This window comes from Stutzerimonas sp. VN223-3 (assembly GCF_045999685.1).
Lineage (GTDB): Bacteria > Pseudomonadota > Gammaproteobacteria > Pseudomonadales > Pseudomonadaceae > Stutzerimonas > Stutzerimonas stutzeri_AR.
The window spans coordinates 446,651-470,994 of sequence record NZ_RBEC01000003.1; the positions used below are offsets into that span (position 1 = coordinate 446,651).

The window sequence follows — 24,344 nt, forward strand, 5'->3', positions numbered from 1 at the left end:
GCGACATGGCCGGCTTCCTTTGCTGACAAGCGATCCTGCGGAATAGCCGGTATGTTCCGGTCCACCGCAACAGTGCTGACCGTGCCCCATAAAAAAGGGCGACTAACGCCGCCCCTTTCTAACATGCAAGGGATCAGCCGCGAAACTCGGCACGCCCCTTGTAGGCGGCTTTTCCGCCGAGCTGCTCTTCGATGCGTAGCAGCTGGTTGTACTTGGAGACGCGATCCGAACGGCACAGCGAGCCGGTCTTGATCTGGCCTGCGGCAGTACCGACAGCCAGGTCAGCAATGGTGCTGTCTTCGGTTTCGCCGGAGCGATGCGAGATCACTGCCGTGTAGCCGGCAGCCTTGGCCATCTGGATGGCTTCCAGCGTTTCGGTCAGCGAGCCGATCTGGTTGAACTTGATCAGAATCGAGTTACCGATGCTCTTCTCGATGCCTTCCTTGAGAATCTTGGTGTTGGTCACGAACAGGTCGTCGCCAACCAGTTGTACCTTCTTGCCGATCTTGTCAGTCAGCACCTTCCAACCGTCCCAGTCGGACTCGTCCATGCCGTCTTCGATGGAGATGATTGGATAGCGCTCAGCCAGACCCGCCAGGTAGTCGGCGAAACCGGCGGCATCGAATACCTTGCCTTCGCCGGCCAGGTCGTATTTGCCGTTTTTGAAGAATTCGCTGGAGGCGCAGTCGAGCGCCAGGGTCACGTCATCACCGAGCTTGTAACCGGCGTTAGCCACGGCTTCGGCGATGGCCGCCAACGCGTCTTCATTGGACGCCAGATTAGGGGCGAAACCGCCTTCATCGCCGACCGAGGTGCTCAGGCCGCGCGCCTTGAGCACGGCCTTGAGGTGATGGAAGATTTCAGCGCCCATGCGCAGTGCATCGGCAAAAGTCTTTGCGCCGACCGGCTGCACCATGAATTCTTGGATATCGACGTTGTTATCGGCATGCTCGCCGCCGTTGATGATGTTCATCATCGGTACTGGCATGGAGTACTGACCAGGAGTGCCGTTGAGGTTGGCGATATGCGCGTACAGCGGCAGATCCTGATCCTGCGCAGCGGCCTTAGCGGCGGCCAGGGATACGGCCAGGATCGCGTTGGCACCCAGCGACGCCTTGTTCTCGGTACCGTCCAGCTCGATCATGGCGCGGTCCAGCGCCTTCTGATCCAGCGGATCCTTGCCCAACAGCAGATCACGGATCGGGCCGTTGATGTTGCTGACAGCTTTCAGCACACCTTTGCCCATGTAACGGCTCTTGTCGCCATCGCGCAGTTCCAGTGCCTCGCGGGAACCGGTGGACGCACCGGACGGCGCGCAGGCGCTGCCGATGATGCCGTTATCCAGGATAACGTCCGCTTCCACAGTGGGGTTGCCACGGGAGTCGAGAACCTCACGCCCTTTGATGTCGACGATCTTTGCCATTTTTATTAACACTCCGTAGATAGCTGAAAAGCTTCAAGCAGTTTCGATTGGCGGAAAATTCTTGATCAGGTCATCCAGCTGCTTGAGCTGGGTGAGGAATGGTTCGAGCTTGTCGAGACGCAAGGCGCAAGGGCCGTCGCACTTGGCATTCTCAGGCTCCGGATGCGCTTCGAGGAACAGGCCGGCAAGCCCTTGGCTGAGCCCGGCCTTGGCCAGATCGGTCACCTGAGCACGGCGCCCCCCGGCAGAATCGGCACGGCCACCAGGCATTTGCAGGGCATGGGTAACGTCGAAGATCACCGGATACTGCATCCGCTTCATGATGTCGAAGCCGAGCATGTCGACGACCAGATTGTTGTAGCCGAAGGACGAGCCGCGCTCGCACAGAATCAGCTGATCGTTGCCGGCCTCTTCGCACTTGGCAAGGATGTGCTTCATTTCCTGCGGCGCGAGGAACTGCGCCTTCTTGATGTTAATCACCGCACCGGTCTTGGCCATGGCAACCACCAGATCGGTCTGGCGCGACAGGAAAGCCGGTAGCTGGATGATGTCGCACACTTCAGCCACCGGCTGCGCCTGATGCGGCTCGTGCACGTCTGTAATTACCGGCACGCCGAAGGACTTCTTCACCTCTTCGAAAATGCGCATGCCCTCTTCCAAGCCCGGGCCGCGGAAGGAGTTGATCGACGAGCGATTGGCCTTGTCGAAACTGGCCTTGAAGATGTACGGAATACCGAGTTTTTCCGTCACCTTCACATAGGTTTCGCAGATCTGCAGCGCGAGATCACGGGACTCCAGCACATTCATACCGCCAAAAAGCACGAACGGCTTGTCGTTGGCGATCTCGATATTGCCGACGCGGATGGTCTTCTGGCTCATGCTTTGCCCGCCTTGTAGTCCAGCGCCGCCTTGACGAAGCCGCTGAACAGCGGGTGGCCATCGCGCGGGGTGGAGGTGAATTCGGGGTGGAACTGGCAAGCCACGAACCAAGGATGGTCCGGTGCCTCGACCACTTCGACCAAGGCGCCGTCGCCGGAGCGGCCAGTAATCTTCAAACCTGCAGCCTGCAGTTGCGGCAGCAGATTATTGTTCACTTCGTAGCGATGGCGGTGCCGCTCGACGATGCGTTCTTTGCCGTAGCAGGCAAACACATTGGAGCCGGCTTCGAGACCGCATTCCTGTGCGCCGAGACGCATGGTGCCGCCCAGATCGGAGGCATCGGTGCGGGTTTCCACGGTGCCAGCGGCGTCCTCCCACTCGGTGATCAGACCGACAACGGGATGGGTCGAGTCCTTGTCGAACTCGGTGGAGTTGGCGTCGGTCCAGCCGAGCACGTCTCGAGCGAACTCGATTACCGCGACCTGCATCCCGAGGCAAATGCCCAAGTAAGGAATCTTGTTTTCACGTGCGTACTTGACGGTAGCGATTTTGCCTTCCACGCCACGCAGACCGAAGCCACCCGGAACCAGGATCGCGTCCATGCCTTCCAGCAAGCCGGTGCCCTGATTTTCGATGTCTTCGGAGTCAATATAGCGGAGGTTCACTTTGGTACGGCTCTGGATGCCAGCGTGGCTCATTGCCTCGATCAGAGATTTGTAGGCATCCAGAAGTTCCATGTACTTGCCGACCATGGCGATGTTGACTTCTTTTTCCGGGTTCAGCTTGGCATCGACCACGCGGTCCCACTCGGACAGATCGGCACCGCCGCATTCCAGCCCGAAACGCTCGACTACAAAATCATCCAGACCCTGGGCATGCAGCACGCCCGGAATCTTGTAGATGGTGTCGACGTCTTCCAGGCTGATCACCGCGCGCTCTTCAACGTTGGTGAACAGCGCGATCTTGCGGCGCGAGGAGACATCGACCGGGTGATCGGAGCGGCAGACAAGCACGTCCGGCTGCAGGCCGATGGAACGCAATTCCTTGACCGAGTGCTGGGTCGGCTTGGTCTTGGTTTCGCCAGCGGTCGCAATGTAGGGGACCAGCGTCAAGTGCATCAGCATCGCGCGCTTGGCGCCGACTTCGACACGCAGCTGACGGATCGCCTCCAGGAATGGTTGCGATTCGATATCGCCTACGGTGCCGCCAACTTCCACCAGCGCCACGTCCGCATCGCCGGCGCCCTTAATGATGCGGCGCTTGATTTCATCGGTGATGTGCGGGATCACCTGGATGGTCGCACCCAGATAATCACCGCGGCGCTCGCGACGCAGCACGTCTTCGTAGACGCGACCGGTGGTGAAGTTGTTGTTCTGGGTCATGGTGGTGCGGATGAACCGCTCGTAATGGCCCAGGTCGAGGTCGGTCTCGGCACCGTCGTGTGTGACGAACACTTCGCCGTGCTGGAACGGGCTCATGGTGCCCGGATCGACGTTGATGTAAGGGTCCAGCTTGAGCATCGTGACCTTCAGGCCCCGCGCCTCCAGGATGGCCGCCAATGAAGCCGAGGCGATGCCTTTCCCCAATGAAGAAACAACACCACCCGTGACGAAGATGTAGCGCGTCATGAAAAACCCTAGAAGTCTGCGTTAAGCGGTCAGCGCCGCCGGGGAAAAGCGAAGGTGCCACTGCGCCGAAGGCGACAATAGCGCAACTGCCACGGCTTTCGAAGAAAACCACAGAAGCTGTATTGGGACGGGAGCGTAGTCTACTCGAAAGACCCTATCAGCTCAAACCGGGCGTCACCGGCGGCTTCCAGATCAACGATAGTCCTTCAGTATCGAACTGCGGCAGATTGGCGACGGCGATCAGTTCATCATCGCGGTAGAGCAGCGGCAGTCGCGAGCGCAAAAAAACCGGCACGCCAACTTCGTTGAGCAGCCGTTTGAGGTCACGCTTCCCTCGCCCGGGCAATCGCAACGACTCTCCGCCCTGACGGTAGCGCACCTGTAAATCCCCGGCACCGCGATCACCGGCTAAACGCAGGCTGCCATTGTTCGGGAGTGGCAGATTCATATCCGGCTGCAGCCATTCGACAATATCAGCAGGCGCCGCCAGCCAGGGGCCGGATAGCCACCAGATATAGCCATCGCCCCGGTGCAACTCGCCTGTAGCCAGCCGCCAAATCGGCGCGGCATCCGCAGCCGCGTCGCGCAACGCGTCCCAGCCAGCCCAATGATCGGTATCGGGCAGCGTCGTGAAAGGTCCCAGCCAGTGGCGTAGCGCGTTGCGCTGACGCGCGGGACCGAGCGCTTTCAACGAATGCAGGGAGAGGCTTGGTATAGGCAGCCACTGAAGGCTGGGGCGCGCCTGGGCAGCTTGAAGATCGACCGCGGCCAGCTCGCCCAGCAACGCCTGCGCCTCGCCTAGATGCGCAGCGGCGCGAGCCATGCTGACAGAGGCTCGTGGCCAGCGCTGCCGTATCACCGGCAGAACCTGATGGCGAAGATAGTTACGCGAATGGTCGAGGCACTGATTGCTCGGATCTTCGATCCAATCGAGCCCCTGCTCCCGTGCATAGGCTTCCAGCTCGTCCCGACCGACGCCCAGCAGTGGCCGCACCAGTCTCCCAGCGCCAAGGGCTCGATCGGCAGGTATGCTGGCCAGCCCGAGCACACCGGCGCCGCGCAGCAGGCGAAAGAGCATGGTTTCGGCCTGATCATCGCGATGCTGGGCCGTCAGCAGCGTTTCGCCCTGTCCCAGAATCTCGGTAAATGCGGCATAGCGCGCCTCCCGCGCCGCTCGCTCCAAACTGGGGCCTGCCGCGATTTGCACGCTGATAATCTGCAACTCCACGCCCAGCTGTTCACAGACCGAACGGCAGCGCGCTGGCCAACCATCGGCAACTGTCTGCAGCCCATGATGAATGTGGATCGCGCCTATCGGGGGAAGCTTTTCCCGAGCGGACAACTGCACCAGCAAATACAGCAGCACGGTGGAATCGAGCCCGCCGGAAAACGCGACGTGCCAACGCGGCGCGCCACGACAGGGTTGCAATGCTTCAAGCAGACGAGACTCGAGGGACATCTGATAGCAGCTCAGAAATAGTGACGCCAGCATAAACCGGAATAGTTACACGCCAGCCAATCGATTCAACCCCAAGCTTAAGTTTGACAGTTGCTGGCAAAGCCTATTTGGCAGGCATAAAAAACGGCGGGAAGGCCCGCCGTTCTCTTAACCGATAGCGCAACTATCAGGCGATGCCATAACTCATCAGACGCTCGTAGCGACGCGCCAGTAGCGCCTCGGTGTCGAGGCCTTTGAGCATGTCGAGCTGGGCGGTCAGCTCTTCACGCAACGAAGCAGCCGTCACCGCCGGATTACGATGGGCGCCGCCCAATGGCTCGGAAATGACTTTATCAACGATACCAAGGTCCTTCAGGCGCTCAGCGGTAACGCCCATGGCCTCGGCGGCTTCTGGCGCCTTTTCGGCAGTGCGCCATAGAATCGAGGCACAGCCTTCCGGCGAAATCACCGCATAGGTGGAATACTGCAGCATGTTCAGCTGGTCACAGACGCCAATCGCCAGTGCCCCGCCCGAACCACCCTCACCTATCACGGTCGCGATGATCGGCGTCTTCAGACGCGCCATGACGCGAAGGTTCCAGGCGATCGCTTCGCTCTGGTTGCGTTCTTCGGCGTCAATGCCGGGATAGGCACCAGGGGTATCGATGAAAGTCAGGATCGGCATTTTGAAACGCTCGGCCATTTCCATCAGGCGACAGGCCTTGCGATAGCCTTCGGGGCGCGGCATGCCGAAGTTGCGGCGAACCTTCTCGCGGACTTCGCGACCCTTCTGATGACCGATGACCATTACTGGCTCACCGTTGAGGCGAGCAGTACCGCCAACGATCGCAGCGTCATCGGAGAAGTGACGATCGCCGTGCAGCTCTTCGAATTCGGTGAATAGATGGTTGATGTAGTCCAGCGTGTAGGGGCGCTGTGGGTGTCGAGCCAGGCGAGCGATCTGCCAGCTGGTGAGGTTGCCGAAGATGCTCTCGGTGAGCGACTCGCTCTTGTCCTGCAGGCGGGAAATCTCATCGCCGATATTCAGCGAGTTGTCGTTACCAACCAGGCGCAATTCTTCGATCTTTGCTTGCAGGTCGGCAATCGGCTGTTCGAAATCGAGAAAATTCGGGTTCATAGGCATCCGTCATGCGTCGACGGCCAGGCGGCCGGGGAGCTGTTCCGTTTTTTGCGCCCTACCTTACGGGACGGACGCATTCAGGTCGAACAAAATGTTCGTAATCTTGACCCGATTCAGGATCGGGTCGCTCGGTAGCCATCCGGGTCGCTTGCCTTGTTGGACAGGCAGATCCGCTGGCTCCCGCTATCGGTATTGCAAAAAGACGTTGTCGCGCCCGAACTGGTCACGCAATGCCTGAATCAAGTTATCGGCCGGGTCGATTCGCCAGCTTTCGCCGAACTGCAGCAGAGCCCGTGCATCGCTGCCAGTGTATTCCAGCGTGATCGGGCAGGCGCCGCGGTGACGCCCGCAGACGTCCGCCAGCCAGCGCACCCGGTCACCTTTCAACGCATCGCCGGCGACCTTGACACGCAGGCTCTCGGCGAGCCCGGTGCGTGCTTCCTCCAGGCTCATCACGCGCTTGGCGCGCAGGCGCAGGCCACCGGAGAAATCGTCATTGCTGACCTCACCTTCGACCACTACCAGCGCATCGGTCTGCAACAAGGCCTGTGCGCTGTTGAAAGCCTCAGCGAAGAGCGACGCCTCGATCCGTCCGGAGCGGTCATCAAGGGTGATGAAGCCCATCTTGTCGCCCTTCTTGTTCTTCATTACCCGCAGATTGACGATCAGCCCGGCGATGGTCTGCTCGCCCCGCGCCGGACGCAGATCAATGATCCGCTGTCGGGCGAAGCGACGCACCTCACCTTCGTACTCATCGATCGGATGTCCGGTGAGGTAAAGTCCAAGGGTGTCCTTCTCGCCCTTGAGACGCTCCTTCAGCGACAGCTCGCGCGCCTTGCGGTGATTGACATAAACGTCTGCCTCGGGCTCGGCGAAGAGACCGCCGAACAGGTCCATATGACCGCTGTCGAGGCTGCGCGCCGTCTGCTCGGCGGCCTGGACGGCTTCCTCCATGGCCGACAGTAAGACCGCACGGTTGCGATCGATATTGGCCTGATAGGTCTTGGGCTCGTAGGAAAAATAAGGGCCGAGACGGTCTAGCGCACCACCACGAATCAGCGCTTCCAGGGTGCGCTTGTTGATCCGCTTGAGGTCGACGCGGCTGCAGAAATCGAACAGATCTTTGAAAGGCCCGCCCTCGCCGCGGCATTCGACGATGGCTTCTACCGGTCCTTCACCGACGCCCTTGATCGCACCCAGGCCATAGATGATTCGCCCGTCGTCGCTGACGGTGAACTTGAACTCGGAGTGGTTCACGTCTGGTGCGTCGATGCGCAGCTTCATGCTGCGGCATTCTTCGATCAGCGTGACCACCTTGTCGGTGTTGTGCATATCCGCCGAGAGCACCGCGGCCATGAACGGCGACGGATAATGCGCTTTGAGCCAGGCGGTTTGATAAGACACCAGGCCATAAGCAGCAGAGTGCGACTTGTTGAAGCCGTAACCGGCGAATTTTTCCACCAGATCGAAAATGTTACCCGCCAAATCGCCATCGATTCCGTTGTTGGCGCAACCCTCAATGAAACCGCCGCGCTGCTTGGCCATTTCCTCGGGCTTCTTCTTGCCCATGGCGCGGCGCAGCATATCCGCCTGGCCGAGCGTGTAGCCGCCCATGACCTGAGCGATCTGCATCACCTGTTCCTGATACAGAATGATGCCGTAAGTGGGCGCCAGTACCGGCTTGAGCCCCTCGTACTGGTAGTCCGAGTGCGGATAGGAAATTTCTGCTCGGCCATGCTTACGGTTGATGAAGTCGTCGACCATGCCCGACTGCAGCGGACCGGGCCGGAACAGGGCCACCAGGGCGATAAGATCTTCCAGGCAGTCTGGCTTGAGCTTCTTGATCAGCTCCTTCATGCCACGTGATTCGAGCTGGAACACCGCCGTGGTTTCAGCCTTCTGCAGCAGCGAGAAAGTCGGCTTGTCGTCCAGGGGAATGAAATCGATGTTCAGCGGCTCCAAGCCCTTCTTGGCCTGTTCGCGGTTGATCGTCTCCATGGCCCACTTAATGATCGTCAGCGTACGCAACCCGAGGAAGTCGAACTTGACCAGGCCGGCAGATTCGACGTCGTCCTTGTCAAATTGAGTTACCAGACTGCCGCCTTCATCATCGCAAGCGATGGGCGCGAAATCGGTGAGCTTGGTCGGCGCGATCACCACACCGCCCGCGTGTTTGCCAGTGCCGCGGGTGATGCCTTCGAGCTTGAGCGCCATGTCCCAGATTTCCCGGGCATCTTCATCGACCGCAAGAAAATCGCGTAGCGGCTCTTCCATTTCGTAGGCTTTTTCGAGGGTCATGCCGACCTCGAAGGGAATCATCTTTGACAGGCGATCGGCAAGCCCGTAGGACTTGCCCTGCACCCGCGCCACGTCACGCACCACCGCCTTGGCCGCCATGGTGCCGAAGGTGATGATCTGGCTGACCGCGTTGCGCCCGTACTTTTCGGCCACGTAATCAATGACCCGGTCACGGCCATCCATGCAGAAGTCGACGTCGAAGTCGGGCATGGAGACCCGCTCAGGGTTGAGGAAGCGTTCGAACAGCAGGTCGTAGGCCAATGGGTCGAGATCGGTAATCTTCTGCACATAGGCAACCAGCGAACCCGCACCCGATCCACGCCCAGGCCCCACCGGAACGCCGTTATTCTTGGCCCACTGGATGAAGTCCATAACGATCAGGAAGTAACCCGGGAAGCCCATCTGGATGATGATATCCAGCTCGAAATTCAGCCGGTCGACGTAGACCTGCTTCTTCGCTTCGTAGTCCGGAGTGCTCTTGGGCAGCAGCACCTCGAGACGCTCCTCAAGGCCATCGAACGAGACCTTGCGGAAGTATTCGTCCATGGTCATGCCTTCCGGCACCGGGAAATCGGGCAAGAAGTAGGTACCCAGCTGCACTTCGATATTGCAACGCTTGGCGATTTCTACGGTATTTTCCAGCGCCTCCGGCAGGTCGCTGAATAGCTCCCACATTTCTTCGGGCGTTTTCAGGTACTGCTGGTCGGAGTAGTTACGCGGCCGACGCGAGTCGTCGAGCGTTCGGCTTTCTCCGATGCAGACGCGTGTTTCGTGCGCCTCGAAATCCTCCTGTTTGAGGAAACGTACATCGTTAGTCGCCACCAGCGGGACGTCGCAGCGCTGAGCCAAAGCGACTGCAGCGTGTAAGTGCTCCTCGTCATTGACACGATTCGTACGCTGTACTTCGAGATAGAAGCGCTGGGGAAACACCGCCTGCCACTCGGCTAACAATGCATCGGCTGCCGGCTCGTCACCCTCGAGCAGGGCATGACCAATCTCCCCTTCTTTGGCGCCGGACAGCGCGATCAGGCCTTCGGCAGCTCCCTTGACCCACTCACGCTCGATGATGATTTGATCGTTGCGCTGGCCGTCTGTCCAGCCGCGCGACACCAGCTCGGTAAGATTGCGATAACCCTTGATATCCATCGCCAGCAATGTCAGCCGGCTGAGCGGGCCATCTTCGTCGCGACTGGCAAGCCAGATATCGGCACCGCAGATCGGCTTGATTCCAGCCCCTTGCGCAGCCTTGTAGAACTTGACCAGCGAGCACATGTTGCTCTGATCCGTTACCGCCACGGCCGGCATGCCTGCACTCGCCACCGACTTGACCAATGGTTTGACGCGCACCAGCCCGTCTACCAAAGAATATTCGGTGTGCAGGCGGAGATGAACGAAAGAGACGGGCATGAACGAACCTTGGACTGGCGAAACGACAAGCCCGGGATTGTACCGGAAAGCCTGATCGGTTTAAGGCTGCTGGTGAAGGGTTCTACGCCGGCGTGGATCGACAGCGCGTTTGCGCTCCAGATCCGCCGGCACCCGCAGGGAAGTGCAGGTCACACCAGCAAGGCGGTCGGGACGCTGACAGTTTCGATGTTTACAGTTTCGGCTAGAGCGGCCTGTTCCAGCAGATTGCGTACCGGCGCAAACGATCGGCGATGAATGACCGACGGACCGAGGCGCTGCAACGCATCCAGATGGTTCGGCGTCGGGTAGCCCTTGTGCGACGACAGACCGTAGCCGGGATAACACAGATCCAGCGCGCACATCTCACGGTCGCGGCTGACCTTGGCCAGAATCGAGGCGGCGGCAATGGCCGGAACCTGGCCGTCACCCTGAATCACCGGCGAGCTAGGCACGGCGAGCTGCGGGCAACGGTTGCCATCGATCAGTGCCAATCGCGGCGTCACGCTTAAGCCTTCAACTGCGCGCTGCATCGCCAGCATGGTCGCGTGCAGAATGTTCAACTGATCGATTTCATGCACCTCGGCTCGCGCAACGCACCAAGCCAGGGCCTTCTCGCAGATTTCATCGAACAGCGCTTCACGCCGCGCCTCGGTTAGCTTCTTCGAATCGTTGAGCCCTTCGATCGGGCGCTTCGGGTCGAGAATTACAGCAGCGGTCACGACAGGCCCGCAGAGTGGCCCACGGCCGACCTCGTCGACACCGGCAACCAATTCTTCGACCAGATTGAAATCCAGACCAATCTGCATCAGCCCGCCTCGACCAATTCAAGTACCGCGCTAGCCGCCTGACTCGACGCATCGCATCGCAGGGTTCGGTGGATGGAGTCGAAGCCCTCGGTTTGTACGTCGCCGTTATCCAACAAGGGTGACAGTAGCTGCGCCATCGTTTCTGGAGTCGCCGCGTCCTGCAACAGCTCTGGCACCAGCAAGCGCTGGGCGAGTAGATTGGGCAGCGCGACGTAGGGACTTTTCACCATGCGCTTGAGGATATGAAAGGTCAGCGGCGCGACGCTATAGGCCACCACCATCGGACGCTTGTAAAGCAAGGCCTCGAGCGTCGCAGTACCAGAGGCAATCAGCACAGCATTGCAGGCGGCAAGCGCCTCGTGGGAGCGGCCATCGAGCAGCGTCAGCGGCAGATCTCGCCCAATTAGCATTTGTTCCAGCTGCAGACGGCGCTCGGGACTGGCACAGGGAACCACGAAATGGATGCCTGGACGCATCGATCGAAGCCGGTCCGCGGCGCAGAGGAAGAGTTCGCCAAGGCGGCCCACCTCGCCACCACGGCTACCCGGCATCAGCGCGACTACAAGCCCTTCCTGCGGCAGGTTCAGCGCAGCACGTGCGGCGGCGCGATCGGGCTGCAGCGGGATGGTATCGGCCAGTGGATGCCCGACGAAGCGTACCGCAACCTGATGGGCATCGTAGAACTTCGCCTCGAATGGGAATAGCGTGAGCATCAAGTCGCAGGCATCACGAATCTTCAGTACCCGCTTCTGCCGCCAGGCCCAGACCGAGGGACTGACGTAATGCACCGTCTTGATACCGGCCCGCCGCAGTTTGAGCGCCAGGTCCAGATTGAAATCCGGCGCATCGATTCCGATGAACACGTCGGGCCGCACGTCAAGCAGTGTCTGCAGCAAGCGCTTGCGCCGCATTAGCAACTCAGGCAGGCGACCAAGTACTTCCACCAGCCCCATCACCGCGAGACGCTCCAACGGAAAATAGGACTTGAGTCCCAGCGCCTCCATCCGCGACCCACCGATGCCGATAAAGTCGACATCGGGGCGTTGGGCCCTGAGGGCCTGCATCAGGCCTGAACCGAGAATATCGCCAGATGCCTCGCCGGCCACCAGTGCGACTGTCAATGGTCTGGACATATCAGCGCGTGATGCCGCGATTCGATGCTTGCACCGAGTCACGGAACAATGCAACTTCAGGAAACGTCAGCGCATCCGCGGCAAGCTCGGCGAGTGCGGCATCAACCGTCAGCCCTTTGCGGTAGACGATCTTGTAGGCGTTGCGCAGGGCCAGAATGGCTTCTGCACTGAAACCACGGCGACGCATACCTTCGAAGTTCATGCTGCGCGCCTCGGCCGGGTTGCCAAAGACGGTGACAAACGCCGGAACGTCCTTGCCGATCGCAGTACCCATTCCGGAAAAGCTGTACGCGCCGATATGGCAATACTGGTGCACCAAGGTATATCCCGACAGGATTGCCCAATCACCTACATGCACATGACCCGCCAACGCGGTGTTGTTGACCAGAATGCAGTGGTTGGCGATGACACTGTCATGACCGATATGTGCGTAGGCCATGATCAGGTTGTGATCGCCGATGGTGGTCTCGCTGCGATCCTGCACGGTGCCACGGTGAATGGTCACGCCTTCGCGGATCACGTTGTGATCGCCGATCACCAAACGTGTCGGCTCGCCCTTGTACTTCAGGTCAGGCGTATCCTCACCTACTGAGGAAAACTGGTAGATGCGATTGTGGCGACCGATGCGGGTCGGACCTTTGATAATCACGTGAGACGCGATCACCGTCCCCTCGCCTATCTCGACATCCGGGCCAATGATCGACCATGGTCCGACCTGAACGTCATGCGCGAGTCGGGCCGCAGGATCGACGATGGCACGAGGGTCGATCAAACTCATATCTTCTGTTCCGCACAAATGATCTCGGCAGAGCATACAGGCTTGCCATCGACACTGGCCCGGCAGTCGAACTTCCAGATCCCGCGCTTGGCGCTGATGAAAGACGCCTCGAGAACCAGCTGATCGCCTGGCACTACCGGCTGACGGAAACGCAGTTTGTCCGAACCGACGAAATAATAAAGCGTGCCATCGGCCGGTTTGACTCCCATCATTTTGAAACCGAGCAGCCCGGCTGCCTGCGCCATGGCTTCGATGATCAGCACGCCCGGCATGATCGGATGCTGCGGAAAATGACCATTGAAGAACGGCTCGTTGATGGTGACGTTCTTATACGCGCGAACTCGCTTGGCTTCCGTATCCAGCTCCACTACCCGATCGACCAGCAGGAACGGATAACGGTGGGGAAGGTATTCGCGAATCTCGTTGATATCCATCATGTGAGGAAAAAGCCTGTAATGATTAGGGAAGCTGGCACACATCAGCCGTACACCCCGCTGATGAACAGCCGCTAGCGGGGCAATCAGACAATAAGGTCAGGCATCTGAAGACGAATCCCCACTCGGGGTCACGGCAGCCAGGCGTTTTTCCACGTGCTGCAGACGACGCGCCATGTCGTCGAGGTGTCGAATTCGGGCGGCACTCTTGCGCCACTCGCCGGCTGGCTGCATGGCCGTTCCTGACGAATAGCTGCCCGGTTCGGTAATCGATCGGGTCACCATGGTCATACCGGTAATGAATACGTTGTCACAAACCTCGATATGTCCAACGAGCCCGGCGCCGCCGGCAATCATGCAGTTGCGGCCAATTTTTGTACTACCGGAAATGCCCGAGCAACCAGCCATGGCGGTGTTGTCGCCGATCTGGACGTTGTGGGCGATCATTATCTGATTGTCCAGCTTCACACCGTTGCCAATTACGGTGTCCGATAGCGCTCCCCGATCGATGGTCGTGTTGGCGCCAATCTCGACATCATCGCCGATGCGAACGCCGCCAAGCTGGGCGATCTTTTCCCAGCTGCCCTGCTGGTTGGCAAAACCGAAACCTTCGCCGCCAATCACCGCGCCTGGCTGGATTACTACCCGTTCGCCGATGCAAACGTCGTGGCAGAGCGTCACTCGCGGAGCCAGGCGCCCCCCGGCGCCAACACGGCTACGCGCACCGACAAAGGACTGAGCGCCAATCACCACATCCGGACCGATCCACGCGTTTGCCTCGATCACCACCTGAGCACCGATGCTTGCGGATGGATCGATGTGAGCGCTGGGCTCGACTATGGCGCTTGGATGAATACCGCAGGGGGAATGCGGCCGCGTCTCGAACACGTGTGAGATACGCGCATATGCAAGATAGGGATTGGCAACGATCAGCGCGGCACCGGCGTAGCCCTCAGCATCCTCGGGTGTAAGCAATACGGCGCCTGCACGAGTGATGGCGAGAAACTTGCGGTACTGCGCGTTGGCAAGGAAGCTCAGTTGATCAGGACCGGCCTCCTGCAGCGTAGCCAGGCTCGAAACCGTTTGCGCAGCATCGCCGCGCAATGCAGCTCCCAGCTGCTCGGCTAGATCACCGAGCGTATAGACGACCTGGCTCATCAGCGCAGCTGATTCATGCGCTCGATGACCTGGCGAGTGATGTCGTACTGCGGCTTGACATCAACCACGGCGCCACGCTCGAGCACTAGGTCGTAGTCACCCTTCTTGATGACTTCTTCGACAGCCTTGTCGAGCTTCGGCTTGAGCTGTTTGAGCATGTCACGGTCAGCTGAGGCCTTCGATTCGTTGAGTTCCTTGGAGAGGAACTGGAAGTCACGCGCCTTCTGCTTGAATTCAAGCTCAAGGCGCTCGCGCTCGGCCTGCTGCATCTTGTCGCCGTCTTTGCCCAAACGATCCTGAATGCGCTTGGCATCGCTCTCGAGCCCTTTGAGCTTTTCCAGCTGCGGCCCGAATTTCTTTTCCGCATCGACCGAGTAACGCTTGGCAGCGTCGGATTCGAGCAATGCCATCTGATAGTTCATCACCGCAATTTTCATTTCGGCGAACGCGGGGGTTGCCACCATAACAGCGGCAACAAGAAGCAATTGGGTCAGCTTACGCACGGTATTTACCACTCTTCAAAGAAAGCGCTAGAGCGAGACGCCCCAGTCGTTAAAAGGTTTGTCCCAGCGAGAACTGGAAGACTTGAGTATCGGCATCGTCCGGCTTCACCACAGGCATTGCCAGGCTGAAACTCAAGGGCCCCATGGCGGTGATCCAGGTCAGCCCTACACCGACCGAGCTCGCCATATCGCCAAAGTCGATATCGCTGCACTTGGCGGAATCCGAAGGGCAATTGGTGTCGTAGACATTACCAACATCCCAGAATACCGAAGTGCGCAGCGAGCGTTGATCTTTGACGAACGGCATTGGGAAGAGCATCTCCAAGCCGCCTTGGACCAATACGTTACCACCAAAGGGCAGCTCGTCCTGATCGGGATCTCTGATAGTACCCGGGTTCGAGCCGTCACTCGGCGTGCTGCGCGGGCCAAGGCTGCTATCCTCGAAGCCGCGAACGGAGTTGAAACCACCCGCATAATAATGTTCGTAGAAAGGCAGGCGCGAAGTCGAACCGTAAGCATCGCCATAACCCAGCTGCGTATGCATGCGCAGGGTGTAGGTCTTGGTTACCGGGACGAACAGCTGCGCGTTGTAGTCGAGCTTGTAGAACGACAGGTCGCTACCAGGAATTGTGGTTTCCAGCGCAAGGCTCTGCGAATGACCACGGGTCGCCAGAACCCCACGATTCAGAGTCGATTCGGACCAACCCACTGACGCCTTGAAGTTGAGATAGCTGTCGCCCTCTTCTTCCATGAAGTCGAAAATCTCATCAACCGTGTAACGCCCGCTGTCGATCGTGTCCTGCTGAGCGGACAGGCCGAACGACAAGCGAGAAGTCTCGCTGATTGGATAACCGATGTTGATGCCGCCACCCAGGCTATCGACGGAGTAGCTGGAAACGTCGTAGTCCAGCTCATCGTAGTCGGTGGTGCGATAGAAAGCGTTGTAGCCAAGGCTGACGCCGTCTTCGGTCCAATAGGGATCGACGAAACCGAAGTTATAGCGCGTCTGATATTCGCTGCGAGTCAGGCCTAGGCTGACGCGGTTACCTGTACCCAGGAAGTTGTTCTGGCTGATCGAGCCACCAAGAATCAGACCGGCATTCTGGGCGAAGCCGATGCTTGCCATGATCGACCCGGATGGCTGTTCTTCGACACTGTAATTAACGTCGATCTGGTCATCGGTGCCGGGTACCTGCGGGGTTTCGACGTTCACTTCCTTGAAGAAGCCCAGGCGCTCGAGACGGGTCTTGGACTGATCGATCAAATAGGTGGAGGCCCAGCCGCCTTCCATCTGGCGCATCTCACGACGCAGCACTTCATCTTCGGTCTTGGTGTTGCCACGGAAGTTAATGCGATTGACGTAGGCCCGCTTGCCTGGGTCGACCACAAAAGTGATCGAGACGGTGTTGTCTTCGTCGTTGGTTTCCGGCACTCCGTTGACGTTGGCGAAGGTGTAACCCTCATTGCCTAATCGCCGCGTGATCAGTTCGGAGGTGGTGGTCATCACCTTGCGCGAGAAAATCTGACCTTCCTTCGCCAGTAATAGTGATTGCAGCTCTTCTTGCGGCACCTTCAGGTCGCCGCTCAGCTTTACGTCGCTGACGGTATAGCGATCGCCTTCGGCAATATTAACGGTGACGTAAACGTCTTTCTTGTCGGGCGTGATGGACACTTGGGTGGAGGTAATATCCATATTGATGTAACCGCGATCCAAATAATAGGAACGCAGGCGCTCGAGGTCGCCAGACAGCTTTTCGCGAGCGTACTTATCGTCATTGCGGAAGAACGACAGCCAGTTGGTGGTCTTCAGCTCAAACAGGTCGGTCAAATCCTCGTCGGGAAAAACCGTATTGCCGACCACATTGATGTGCTTGATCGAAGCGACCGAGCCTTCGTTGATATTAATCTTCAACGCGACGCGATTACGTGGCTGCGGCACGACTTCGGTTTCGATAGTGGCTGAGTAACGACCCTGAGCAACGTATTGGCGCTGCAGCTCGTTGCGCACACCCTCAAGCGTGGCCCGTTGAAAAATTTCGCCTTCGGCGAGGCCCGACTGCTGCAAGCCGGAAAGCAGATCTTCGGTCTTGATAGCCTTGTTGCCGTCGATCTCGATACCGGAAATCGAGGGCCGCTCCACCACGTTGATGACCAGCACGTCGCCTTCGCGACCGAGCCGGATATCCTCGAAGAAACCGGTGCGGAACAATGCACGGGTGGCATCTACCAGACGACTGTCATCAGCAGCCTGCCCGACATTCAACGGCAAAGCACCAAAGACACTGCCGGCGGAGACTCGCTGCAGGCCATTAACGCGTATATCGGAAATAGTGAAGGACTCGGCGTGAACTTCGGCAATCATCAGCGCGGAAATTACCGCAGGTAGCAGCAGACGTTTCATGAAGTCCTTTCTTTTCAAACCTGATAATTGAACCTGCGCTGGGCGCGGCGACATCAAGGTATATGGCGGTTAAAGGCGGCCAAGGTCGTTGACCAACGCAAGCAGCATCACCCCAACAACCAGGCTGATACCGATCTGTACTCCCCAACCCTGAACCCTGTCCGACAAGGGACGTCCACGGACCCACTCGACCAAATAGAAGAGCAGATGCCCTCCATCCAGGACGGGGATAGGCAATAAATTGAGTACTCCAAGGCTAATGCTCAGGTAGGCGAGGAAGTTCAGAAAGTCGCCCACGCCGGACTGTGCAGAAGCGCCCGCCACTTTAGCAATGGTTATCGGGCCGCTCAAGTTTTTTACCGAGAGCTCACCGAAGAGCATTTTCTTCAACGAATCGAGCGTTAGAACGCTCATCGTCCAGGTCCGACGGAGCCCTTCACCGACCGCTTCGAGTGGTCCATAGCTAACGTTTCGAAGCATTCCCGCCGGCCATTCGCCGGCCGCAACGCCTGCTCCAAGGTAGCCGCGACGGTCGTCCCCCTCGCCGCGCGAGGCCAAGGTCAAAGGAAGCTCGAGCACCTTGCCATCACGTTCGACTTCCAACAGCACCGGCTTGCCCGCCAACGGCCTGACTCGGTCGACGACTTCCTGCCATTGATTCAGCGACTCGCCATTGAGGCTGACCAGGCGATCGCCGAGGCGTACGCCGGCTGCCTGTGCAGGTCCTTCGGGATCAAGCTGAGCCACCACCGGTGTGATTTCCGGGCGCCATGGCCTGATGCCCAGCGAACTAATCGGATCCGGCTCTTCAACACCTTTGAGCCATTCATTGAGCTCCAGTTGTACCCGCTGCGCCTGAGTGTCATCCCCCCCCCGCACAAGCATTTCCAGTGAGCCGCTTTCGCCAAGCCGCCTGATCAACTGCAGATTGACCTCTGCCCAACCAGCGGTGGGCTTGCCGTTGACTTCTATGATTTCCTGCCCTGCGACCAGACCGCCACGCTCGGCGAGGCTCCCAACCTCGACAGCACCAACCACCGGCCGTACCTGCTCACTGCCGAGCATCGCTAACGCCCAGAAGAACACCAGGGCTAAAAGGAAATTAGCCAACGGTCCAGCCGATACGATGGCAAAACGTTGCTTCACGGTCTTGCGATTGAATGCCTGATCAAGCAGTGCCGGCGGCACGTCACCCTCGCGCTCGTCAAGCATTTTCACGTAGCCGCCGAGCGGAATCGCTGCAATTACGAACTCGGTGCCTTGGCGATCATGCCAACGCAACAGTGGACGACCGAAGCCCACCGAAAAACGCAGCACCTTGACGCCACAGCGGCGCGCGACCCAGAAATGGCCGTATTCGTGAAACGTTACCAGCACACCCAAAGCAACAAGAGTGCCGATGATCATGTACAGCGCGCCCATATTCCCCTCTGCCTCGAAAGGCTGTTTAGAAGTCACCGGCTCCAGCAACTCGAAGCCTATACAGACGCCCCGCCGTCACGCGGCAGGCTGGACGACGCTCTCAGCCACTACCGATCGCGGCTGTGTAACCAGCGCGAAGCCAGCATGCGAGCCTGAGCATCGGCAGCAAGCACATCTGCAAGACAGCGAGCCGGGACCGAGGCCTCGAGATCGAGAACGTCTTCGATGATACTCGCGATTTCGATGAAGCGAATGCGACCATTGAGGAACGCATCCACCGCCACTTCGTTAGCCGCATTGAGCATTGCGGGCGCCGTTCCGCCATCCTGCGCAGCTTGCCGGGCGATGCGAAGACAGGGAAACCGCTGCTGATCGGGCGCCTGAAAATCCAGACGACCTATCTGCAAAAGATCCAGCGCCGACACACCGGAATCGATTCGCTCCGGCCAGGCCAGCGCGTGGGCGATCGGCGTGCGCATGTCGGGATTGCCCAACTGAGCTAGAACCGAGCCGTCGACATAGTCGACCATCGAGTGAATGACGCTTTGCGGGTGGATGACCACCTCGACCTGATCTGGGCGCGCATCGAACAGCCAGCACGCCTCAATGAGCTCAAGCCCCTTATTCATCATGCTGGCCGAATCAACCGAAATCTTGCGTCCCATGGACCAGTTGGGGTGTGCGCACGCCTGCTCGGCTGTGACAGCCGCAAGCTGCTCCAGTGGAAGCTCACGGAATGGCCCACCAGATGCAGTGAGCAGGATTCGCCTGACTCCGACGTTGGCAAGCCCGGCGGAATAGTCGCCTGGCAGGCATTGAAATATCGCGTTGTGTTCACTGTCGATGGGCAGCAGCACGGCCGTGCTGTCGCGCAGCGCCTGCATGAACAACCCGCCGGACATAACCAGCGCCTCTTTGTTCGCCAGCAGCACGCGCTTGTTTGCCTGCACTGCCGAGAGTGTTGGGCGCAAGCCTGCGGCGCCGACGATCGCCGCCATTACCACATCGGTTTCGGGATGCGCTGCCACTTCACTCAGGCCACCCTCCCCCACCAGGACGCGAGTGTGAACACCGTCGTCGCTGAGCCGACCTTGCAGGTCACGAGCCTGACAGCTATCGGCCACCACAGCGTAACGGGGACGATGCAAGCGGCACAATTCACGCAATTCGGCGATTCGGCTGAAAGCAGTCAGCGCGAAGACTTGGTAGCGTTCGGGATGGCGACTGACAACATCCAGCGTGCTCAAACCGATCGAACCGGTTGCGCCAAGCACCGTCACCTGCAAGATTTCGCTCACCAGGCACCCCACCCAGCGAGCCACAACAGAACAGTGAATACAGGCACCGCGGCGGTAAGGCTGTCGATGCGGTCCATCACGCCGCCGTGTCCGGGCAGCAACTGACTGCTGTCCTTGATCCCCGAACTGCGCTTGAACATGCTTTCGGTCAGATCACCGACGACCGAGATGACCACGACCAGAGCCGCGCCCAGCACTGCCAACACCAGCTCCCGCGTCGACCAGCCCTGATAAAGCCCGACGCCAAAGGTGATAAGCAGACTGGTAATCAGACCACCAATCAGCCCCTCCCAGCTCTTGCCGGGACTGACTTGCGGCGCGAGCTTTCGCCGGCCAAAGGTCTTGCCGGAAACGTATGCACCGATATCGGCAGCCCAAACCAACACCATAACCGCCACGATCAACCAGTTGCCTTGCTGCCACTGTTTGAGCAGCACCAACGCTTGCCACGCCGGAAGCAGAATCAGCAAGCCGATCACCAAACTACCGAAACGGCCACCCCAATGACGCTGGCTACGCGGATAACTGAGCACCAAGGATGTCGCAGCCAACCACCACACCACGCTGATCGAGAGCAGCCAAGGTGCAAGTGCCGGAAACCGGTATAGCACCGCCAACAGCAGGCCGACGATCACTGCATAACCGACCCGCGCGAATTGACCAGCACAACCGGCCAAACGCGCCCATTCCCAGGCTCCAAGACCCACCACCACGCCAATGAACAAGGCGAATGCGAGACCCTCGAGAAGAAAGAAGCCGATCAGGGCAATCGGCAGGAGAATGGCAGCGGTGATAATGCGTTGCTTCAACATTCTGCGCGAACCTCTGTCTCGACCTGATCACCGGTCTTGCCAAAACGCCGTTGACGCTTGGCGAAATCGGCCAACGCGGCGCGCATTGCGTCGTGCTTGAAATCCGGCCAGAACAGGTCGGAAAAATACAGCTCAGCGTAGGCCAGCTGCCACAACAAAAAGTTGCTGATCCGACGCTCGCCCCCGGTGCGGATGCACAGATCCGGCACCGGCATATCACCGGTGGCCAAGTAACTTTGAAAAAGCGCCGGAGTAATCTCATCAGGGTTCAGGCGACCATTCTGCGCTTCACGCGCCATCCGCTGTGCGGCCTGAAGGACATCCCACTGACCACCGTAGTTGGCTGCCACCTGAAGCACGAAGCGGCTGCTCCCCGCCGTCATCTCTTCAGCTTCAAGCATTGCGGTCTGCAGCTCAGGATGAAAGCGCGAGCGGTCGCCTATGATGCGCAAGCTGATGCCGTTTTCGTTGAGTTTGCGAGCTTCCCGGCGCAAAGCGGTAAGAAACAACTCCATCAACGCGCCGACCTCTTCGGCCGGACGTTGCCAGTTCTCACTGGAAAACGCGAACAGCGTCAGCACCTCGACACCCGCCTCGGCACAGACCTCAATGACAGCCCTGACCGCATCAACGCCCGCTTTGTGTCCGGCCACGCCCGGCAAAAGGCGCCTCTTTGCCCAGCGGTTGTTGCCATCCATGATAATTGCGACATGACGGGGTACATTCCGCCCGGCAACCTGCCTGACCTTTTCCATGAAACGACTCTACCTGCGCTCAATCACGCTGCGAACAATAGGAGAATTGCCGATGGCAATACCTGGGGATACGACTGAATAGCCCCTCGCGCGCCACCCCTAACGAAGCCGGCACGCTCCGACACGAGCGATACGAACAAAGCCCGGTACAACAACGTCAAACGGCCATCAGGTCGCTTTCTTTGCTTTCCAGCGTCTTGTCGATTTCCGCAACATGCTTGTCGGTCAGCTTTTGAATGTCATCCTGAGCACGACGCTCCTCGTCTTCACTGATTTCCTTTTCCTTCACCAAATCCTTAAGCTGCGCAATAGCATCGCGACGGATATTGCGTACAGCAACGCGGGCATTCTCGGCCTCGGCGCGCGCCTGCTTGGTATAACCCTTACGCGTCTCCTCGGTCAGAGCAGGCATCGGTACACGTATGGTGGTCCCAGCAGTGGCCGGATTGAGGCCGAGATCGGAGGTCATGATGGCCTTTTCCACGGCCTGGATCATGCCACGGTCGAAGACCGCCAGTGCTAAGGTGCGCGAGTCTTCAACGGTAACGTTGGCGATCTGACGCAGCGGTGTATCACTGCCGTAGTAGGACACCATCACGCTATCGAGAATGCTCGGGTGGGCACGACCGGTACGGATCTTGGCGAGTGCATGACCCAAGGACTCCAGGGTTTTCTTCATGCGTTCCTGTGCGTCTTGTTTGATCTCATTGATCATTGATTCGGTTCCTCGATCAGGGTTCCTTCAGCGCCGCCGAGCACGATATTGAGCAGGGCACCGGGCTTGTTCATGTTGAATACCCGCAGCGGCATATTGTGATCACGACACAGGCAAATGGCCGTCAGGTCCATCACGCCGAGCTTGCGGTCAAGCACGTCATCATAAGTCAGCTGCTCGAATTTCTCAGCGTTCGGGTCTTTGAACGGATCCGCTGTGTAAACGCCGTCGACCTTGGTGGCCTTGAGCACGACGTCAGCATGAATTTCGATAGCGCGCAGACATGCCGCCGAATCGGTCGTGAAGAACGGGTTGCCGGTTCCTGCCGAGAAGATCACGACCTCACCACTTTTGAGATGACGCATCGCCTTGCGGCGGTCGTAATGATCGGTGACGCCAACCATGGAAATAGATGACATTACCAGCGCGGGAATGTTGGAACGCTCCAGCGCATCGCGCATCGCCAGTGAGTTCATCACGGTAGCCAGCATACCCATGTGATCTCCGGTGACACGATCCATACCGGCGGCTGACAGCGCTGCACCACGGAACAGATTACCGCCACCGATGACCAAGCCAACTTCTACGCCTATTCCAACCAACTGACCGACTTCCAAGGCCATGCGATCCAGCACTTTGGGATCGATGCCGAAGTCTTCCGAGCCCATCAAGGCTTCGCCGCTTAATTTGAGCAGAATGCGTTTATAGCGAGGATTGCGTGCACTCATCTGCTGAGCCATTGGCGTTGTTTCTCCTGCGGCGTTTATATGACTGACATGCTGTACAGCCAGAAAATATCTGCGCTATGACAGCGAAACTGCGGCTTGGTGCCTAGCGATGACTATACCGTGACAAAAAAATAATTCTGCTCTCCAGTTCGACAAAGAGGCCGCGCGCGTGAGCGGGCAGCCTCTTCGAGGACAGCAAAAGCGTCTTATTGCTTGGTAGCAGCGACCTGAGCGGCAACTTCAGCAGCGAAGTCGACCTCCGCGCGCTCGATGCCTTCGCCTACTTCGTAACGAACGAAGGAAACGATTTCCGCACCGGCCTTCTTGGCCAGGTCGCCGACCTTGATCTCGGGGTCCTTGACGAAAGCCTGCTCGACCAGGCTTGCCTCGGCGAGAAACTTGCTGATGCGACCAGCAACCATCTTCTCGACGATTTCGGCGGGCTTGCCTTTGATCTTGTCTTCGTTCAGCGCCAGGAAGATTTCCTTCTCCTTGGCAACTGCTTCTTCGGAAACCTGCGAGGGGTTCAGGAATTGCGGGTTACTGGCCGCAACGTGCATGGCGATTTCCTTGGCCAGCTCAACGCTACCGCCCTTCAGAGCGACCAGAACACCGATGCGGTGACCGTGCAGGTAGGAGCCGACCAAATCAGCTTCCACACTGGTCAGGCGACGGATGTTGACGTTTTCGCCAACCTTGGCAACCAGCGCTTCGCGGTTACTTTCCTGAGCGGCGATCAACGGCGCGGCGTCGGTCATCTTCTCGGCGAAGGCTTTCTCAACGCTGCTGCTGACGAAATTCTTGAAGTCGTCCTGCAATGCCAGGAAGTCGGTCTGCGAGTTGACTTCGATAATCACGGCACGCTTGTTGTCATCGGCAACCTTGACCGCGATGGAGCCTTCGGCAGCGATGTTGCCGGCTTTCTTGGCTGCCTTGATGGCGCCAGCAGCACGCATGTCATCAATGGCCTTCTCGATGTCGCCGCCAGCAGCGGTGAGTGCTTTTTTGCAATCCATCATGCCTTGGCCAGTGCGCTCGCGCAGTTCTTTAACCAGGGCTGCAGTGATTTCTGCCATGTTCGCAAATCCTCTCGATTCGATTTTCGATCATCGCCTCGTTAATCAGGCGATCAATTCGGAAGTGGCAAAAAGGGGGCATAGCCCCCTTTCTGTTCAACGGGTATCAGC

Annotated in this window: 20 protein-coding genes; all 20 read right to left on the reverse strand. The window is 58.8% G+C overall.

The features are described from left to right. Positions 1–133: 133 nt before the first annotated feature. Positions 134–1,423 carry a phosphopyruvate hydratase gene (eno, locus tag D7241_RS17975; RefSeq protein WP_255979142.1) on the reverse strand — a complete coding sequence of 430 codons (1,290 nt, stop codon included), beginning with the start codon at positions 1,421–1,423 and terminating at the stop codon, positions 134–136. Between the two features lie 33 nt (positions 1,424–1,456). Continuing rightward, positions 1,457–2,302: a 3-deoxy-8-phosphooctulonate synthase gene (kdsA, locus tag D7241_RS17980; protein WP_408102673.1), complete on the reverse strand. Its 846-nt coding sequence runs from the start codon at positions 2,300–2,302 to the stop codon at positions 1,457–1,459. After that, positions 2,299–3,930 (reverse strand): CTP synthase, encoded by a 1,632-nt coding sequence (locus D7241_RS17985; RefSeq protein ID WP_255979146.1) that lies wholly within the window; start codon positions 3,928–3,930, stop codon positions 2,299–2,301. The genes kdsA and D7241_RS17985 overlap by 4 nt, the downstream gene beginning before the upstream one ends. Positions 3,931–4,087: 157 nt before the next feature. Further along, positions 4,088–5,389, reverse strand: a complete 1,302-nt coding sequence (tilS, locus tag D7241_RS17990) for a tRNA lysidine(34) synthetase TilS (protein ID WP_408102674.1) — start codon at positions 5,387–5,389, stop codon at positions 4,088–4,090. A 166-nt stretch (positions 5,390–5,555) separates the two neighbouring features. Continuing rightward, the gene (locus D7241_RS17995; protein WP_408102675.1) at positions 5,556–6,506 is read right to left on the reverse strand and encodes an acetyl-CoA carboxylase carboxyltransferase subunit alpha; all 951 of its coding nucleotides are present in this window, start codon (positions 6,504–6,506) and stop codon (positions 5,556–5,558) included. Between the two features lie 186 nt (positions 6,507–6,692). Continuing rightward, positions 6,693–10,214, reverse strand: coding sequence for a DNA polymerase III subunit alpha (dnaE, locus tag D7241_RS18000; RefSeq protein ID WP_408102676.1), 3,522 nt, complete (start codon positions 10,212–10,214; stop codon positions 6,693–6,695). Positions 10,215–10,363: 149 nt separating this feature from the next. Continuing rightward, positions 10,364–11,020 (reverse strand): ribonuclease HII, encoded by a 657-nt coding sequence (rnhB, locus tag D7241_RS18005; protein ID WP_408102677.1) that lies wholly within the window; start codon positions 11,018–11,020, stop codon positions 10,364–10,366. Beyond that, a complete protein-coding gene (gene lpxB, locus D7241_RS18010; RefSeq protein ID WP_408102678.1) occupies positions 11,020–12,153 on the reverse strand; it encodes a lipid-A-disaccharide synthase in 1,134 nt (377 codons plus the stop codon). Before lpxB ends, rnhB begins: the two co-directional genes overlap by 1 nt. Before the next feature lies 1 nt (position 12,154). Further along, positions 12,155–12,931, reverse strand: coding sequence for an acyl-ACP--UDP-N-acetylglucosamine O-acyltransferase (gene lpxA / locus D7241_RS18015; RefSeq protein ID WP_408102679.1), 777 nt, complete (start codon positions 12,929–12,931; stop codon positions 12,155–12,157). After that, entirely contained in the window at positions 12,928–13,368 is a 441-nt protein-coding gene (gene fabZ, locus D7241_RS18020; protein WP_255979160.1) for a 3-hydroxyacyl-ACP dehydratase FabZ, read from the reverse strand. Before fabZ ends, lpxA begins: the two co-directional genes overlap by 4 nt. Positions 13,369–13,464: 96 nt before the next feature. Beyond that, positions 13,465–14,523, reverse strand: coding sequence for a UDP-3-O-(3-hydroxymyristoyl)glucosamine N-acyltransferase (lpxD, locus tag D7241_RS18025; RefSeq protein ID WP_408102680.1), 1,059 nt, complete (start codon positions 14,521–14,523; stop codon positions 13,465–13,467). Further along, on the reverse strand, positions 14,523–15,026 hold the full coding sequence (locus tag D7241_RS18030; RefSeq protein ID WP_255979164.1) for an OmpH family outer membrane protein: 504 nt from the start codon (positions 15,024–15,026) through the stop codon (positions 14,523–14,525). Before D7241_RS18030 ends, lpxD begins: the two co-directional genes overlap by 1 nt. 49 nt (positions 15,027–15,075) lie before the next feature. After that, on the reverse strand, positions 15,076–17,427 hold the full coding sequence (gene bamA, locus D7241_RS18035; protein ID WP_408102681.1) for an outer membrane protein assembly factor BamA: 2,352 nt from the start codon (positions 17,425–17,427) through the stop codon (positions 15,076–15,078). A 69-nt stretch (positions 17,428–17,496) separates the two neighbouring features. Next, entirely contained in the window at positions 17,497–18,849 is a 1,353-nt protein-coding gene (gene rseP / locus D7241_RS18040; protein WP_408102682.1) for an RIP metalloprotease RseP, read from the reverse strand. A 107-nt stretch (positions 18,850–18,956) separates the two neighbouring features. Beyond that, positions 18,957–20,147: a 1-deoxy-D-xylulose-5-phosphate reductoisomerase gene (gene ispC / locus D7241_RS18045; RefSeq protein WP_408102683.1), complete on the reverse strand. Its 1,191-nt coding sequence runs from the start codon at positions 20,145–20,147 to the stop codon at positions 18,957–18,959. Further along, positions 20,144–20,959 (reverse strand): phosphatidate cytidylyltransferase, encoded by an 816-nt coding sequence (locus D7241_RS18050; RefSeq protein WP_408102684.1) that lies wholly within the window; start codon positions 20,957–20,959, stop codon positions 20,144–20,146. Before D7241_RS18050 ends, ispC begins: the two co-directional genes overlap by 4 nt. Further along, positions 20,953–21,714, reverse strand: a complete 762-nt coding sequence (gene uppS / locus D7241_RS18055; protein ID WP_255979172.1) for a polyprenyl diphosphate synthase — start codon at positions 21,712–21,714, stop codon at positions 20,953–20,955. Before uppS ends, D7241_RS18050 begins: the two co-directional genes overlap by 7 nt. Before the next feature lie 157 nt (positions 21,715–21,871). Then, complete coding sequence (gene frr / locus D7241_RS18060) at positions 21,872–22,429, reverse strand: ribosome recycling factor (RefSeq protein ID WP_255979174.1); 558 nt, start codon at positions 22,427–22,429, stop codon at positions 21,872–21,874. Then, positions 22,426–23,169, reverse strand: coding sequence for a UMP kinase (gene pyrH / locus D7241_RS18065; RefSeq protein WP_255979176.1), 744 nt, complete (start codon positions 23,167–23,169; stop codon positions 22,426–22,428). Before pyrH ends, frr begins: the two co-directional genes overlap by 4 nt. A 194-nt stretch (positions 23,170–23,363) precedes the next feature. Next, a complete protein-coding gene (gene tsf / locus D7241_RS18070) occupies positions 23,364–24,233 on the reverse strand; it encodes a translation elongation factor Ts (protein WP_408102685.1) in 870 nt (289 codons plus the stop codon). Positions 24,234–24,344: the final 111 nt, after the last annotated feature.

Bases quoted from the DNA above. Each gene is read 5' to 3' on its own strand.
- D7241_RS17995 (WP_408102675.1), bottom strand. From the start codon at position 6,506: ATGAACCCGAATTTTCTCGATTTCGAACAGCCGATTGCCGACCTGCAA.
- uppS (WP_255979172.1), bottom strand. From the start codon at position 21,714: ATGGAAAAGGTCAGGCAGGTTGCCGGGCGGAATGTACCCCGTCATGTC.
- lpxB (WP_408102678.1), bottom strand. From the start codon at position 12,153: ATGTCCAGACCATTGACAGTCGCACTGGTGGCCGGCGAGGCATCTGGC.
- bamA (WP_408102681.1), bottom strand. From the start codon at position 17,427: ATGAAACGTCTGCTGCTACCTGCGGTAATTTCCGCGCTGATGATTGCC.
- tilS (WP_408102674.1), bottom strand. From the start codon at position 5,389: ATGTCCCTCGAGTCTCGTCTGCTTGAAGCATTGCAACCCTGTCGTGGC.
- dnaE (WP_408102676.1), bottom strand. From the start codon at position 10,214: ATGCCCGTCTCTTTCGTTCATCTCCGCCTGCACACCGAATATTCTTTG.
- pyrH (WP_255979176.1), bottom strand. From the start codon at position 23,169: ATGGCTCAGCAGATGAGTGCACGCAATCCTCGCTATAAACGCATTCTG.
- kdsA (WP_408102673.1), bottom strand. From the start codon at position 2,302: ATGAGCCAGAAGACCATCCGCGTCGGCAATATCGAGATCGCCAACGAC.
- rseP (WP_408102682.1), bottom strand. From the start codon at position 18,849: ATGGGCGCGCTGTACATGATCATCGGCACTCTTGTTGCTTTGGGTGTG.
- D7241_RS17985 (WP_255979146.1), bottom strand. From the start codon at position 3,930: ATGACGCGCTACATCTTCGTCACGGGTGGTGTTGTTTCTTCATTGGGG.
- tsf (WP_408102685.1), bottom strand. From the start codon at position 24,233: ATGGCAGAAATCACTGCAGCCCTGGTTAAAGAACTGCGCGAGCGCACT.
- frr (WP_255979174.1), bottom strand. From the start codon at position 22,429: ATGATCAATGAGATCAAACAAGACGCACAGGAACGCATGAAGAAAACC.
- lpxD (WP_408102680.1), bottom strand. From the start codon at position 14,523: ATGAGCCAGGTCGTCTATACGCTCGGTGATCTAGCCGAGCAGCTGGGA.
- D7241_RS18050 (WP_408102684.1), bottom strand. From the start codon at position 20,959: ATGTTGAAGCAACGCATTATCACCGCTGCCATTCTCCTGCCGATTGCC.
- fabZ (WP_255979160.1), bottom strand. From the start codon at position 13,368: ATGATGGATATCAACGAGATTCGCGAATACCTTCCCCACCGTTATCCG.
- eno (WP_255979142.1), bottom strand. From the start codon at position 1,423: ATGGCAAAGATCGTCGACATCAAAGGGCGTGAGGTTCTCGACTCCCGT.
- lpxA (WP_408102679.1), bottom strand. From the start codon at position 12,931: ATGAGTTTGATCGACCCTCGTGCCATCGTCGATCCTGCGGCCCGACTC.
- rnhB (WP_408102677.1), bottom strand. From the start codon at position 11,020: ATGCAGATTGGTCTGGATTTCAATCTGGTCGAAGAATTGGTTGCCGGT.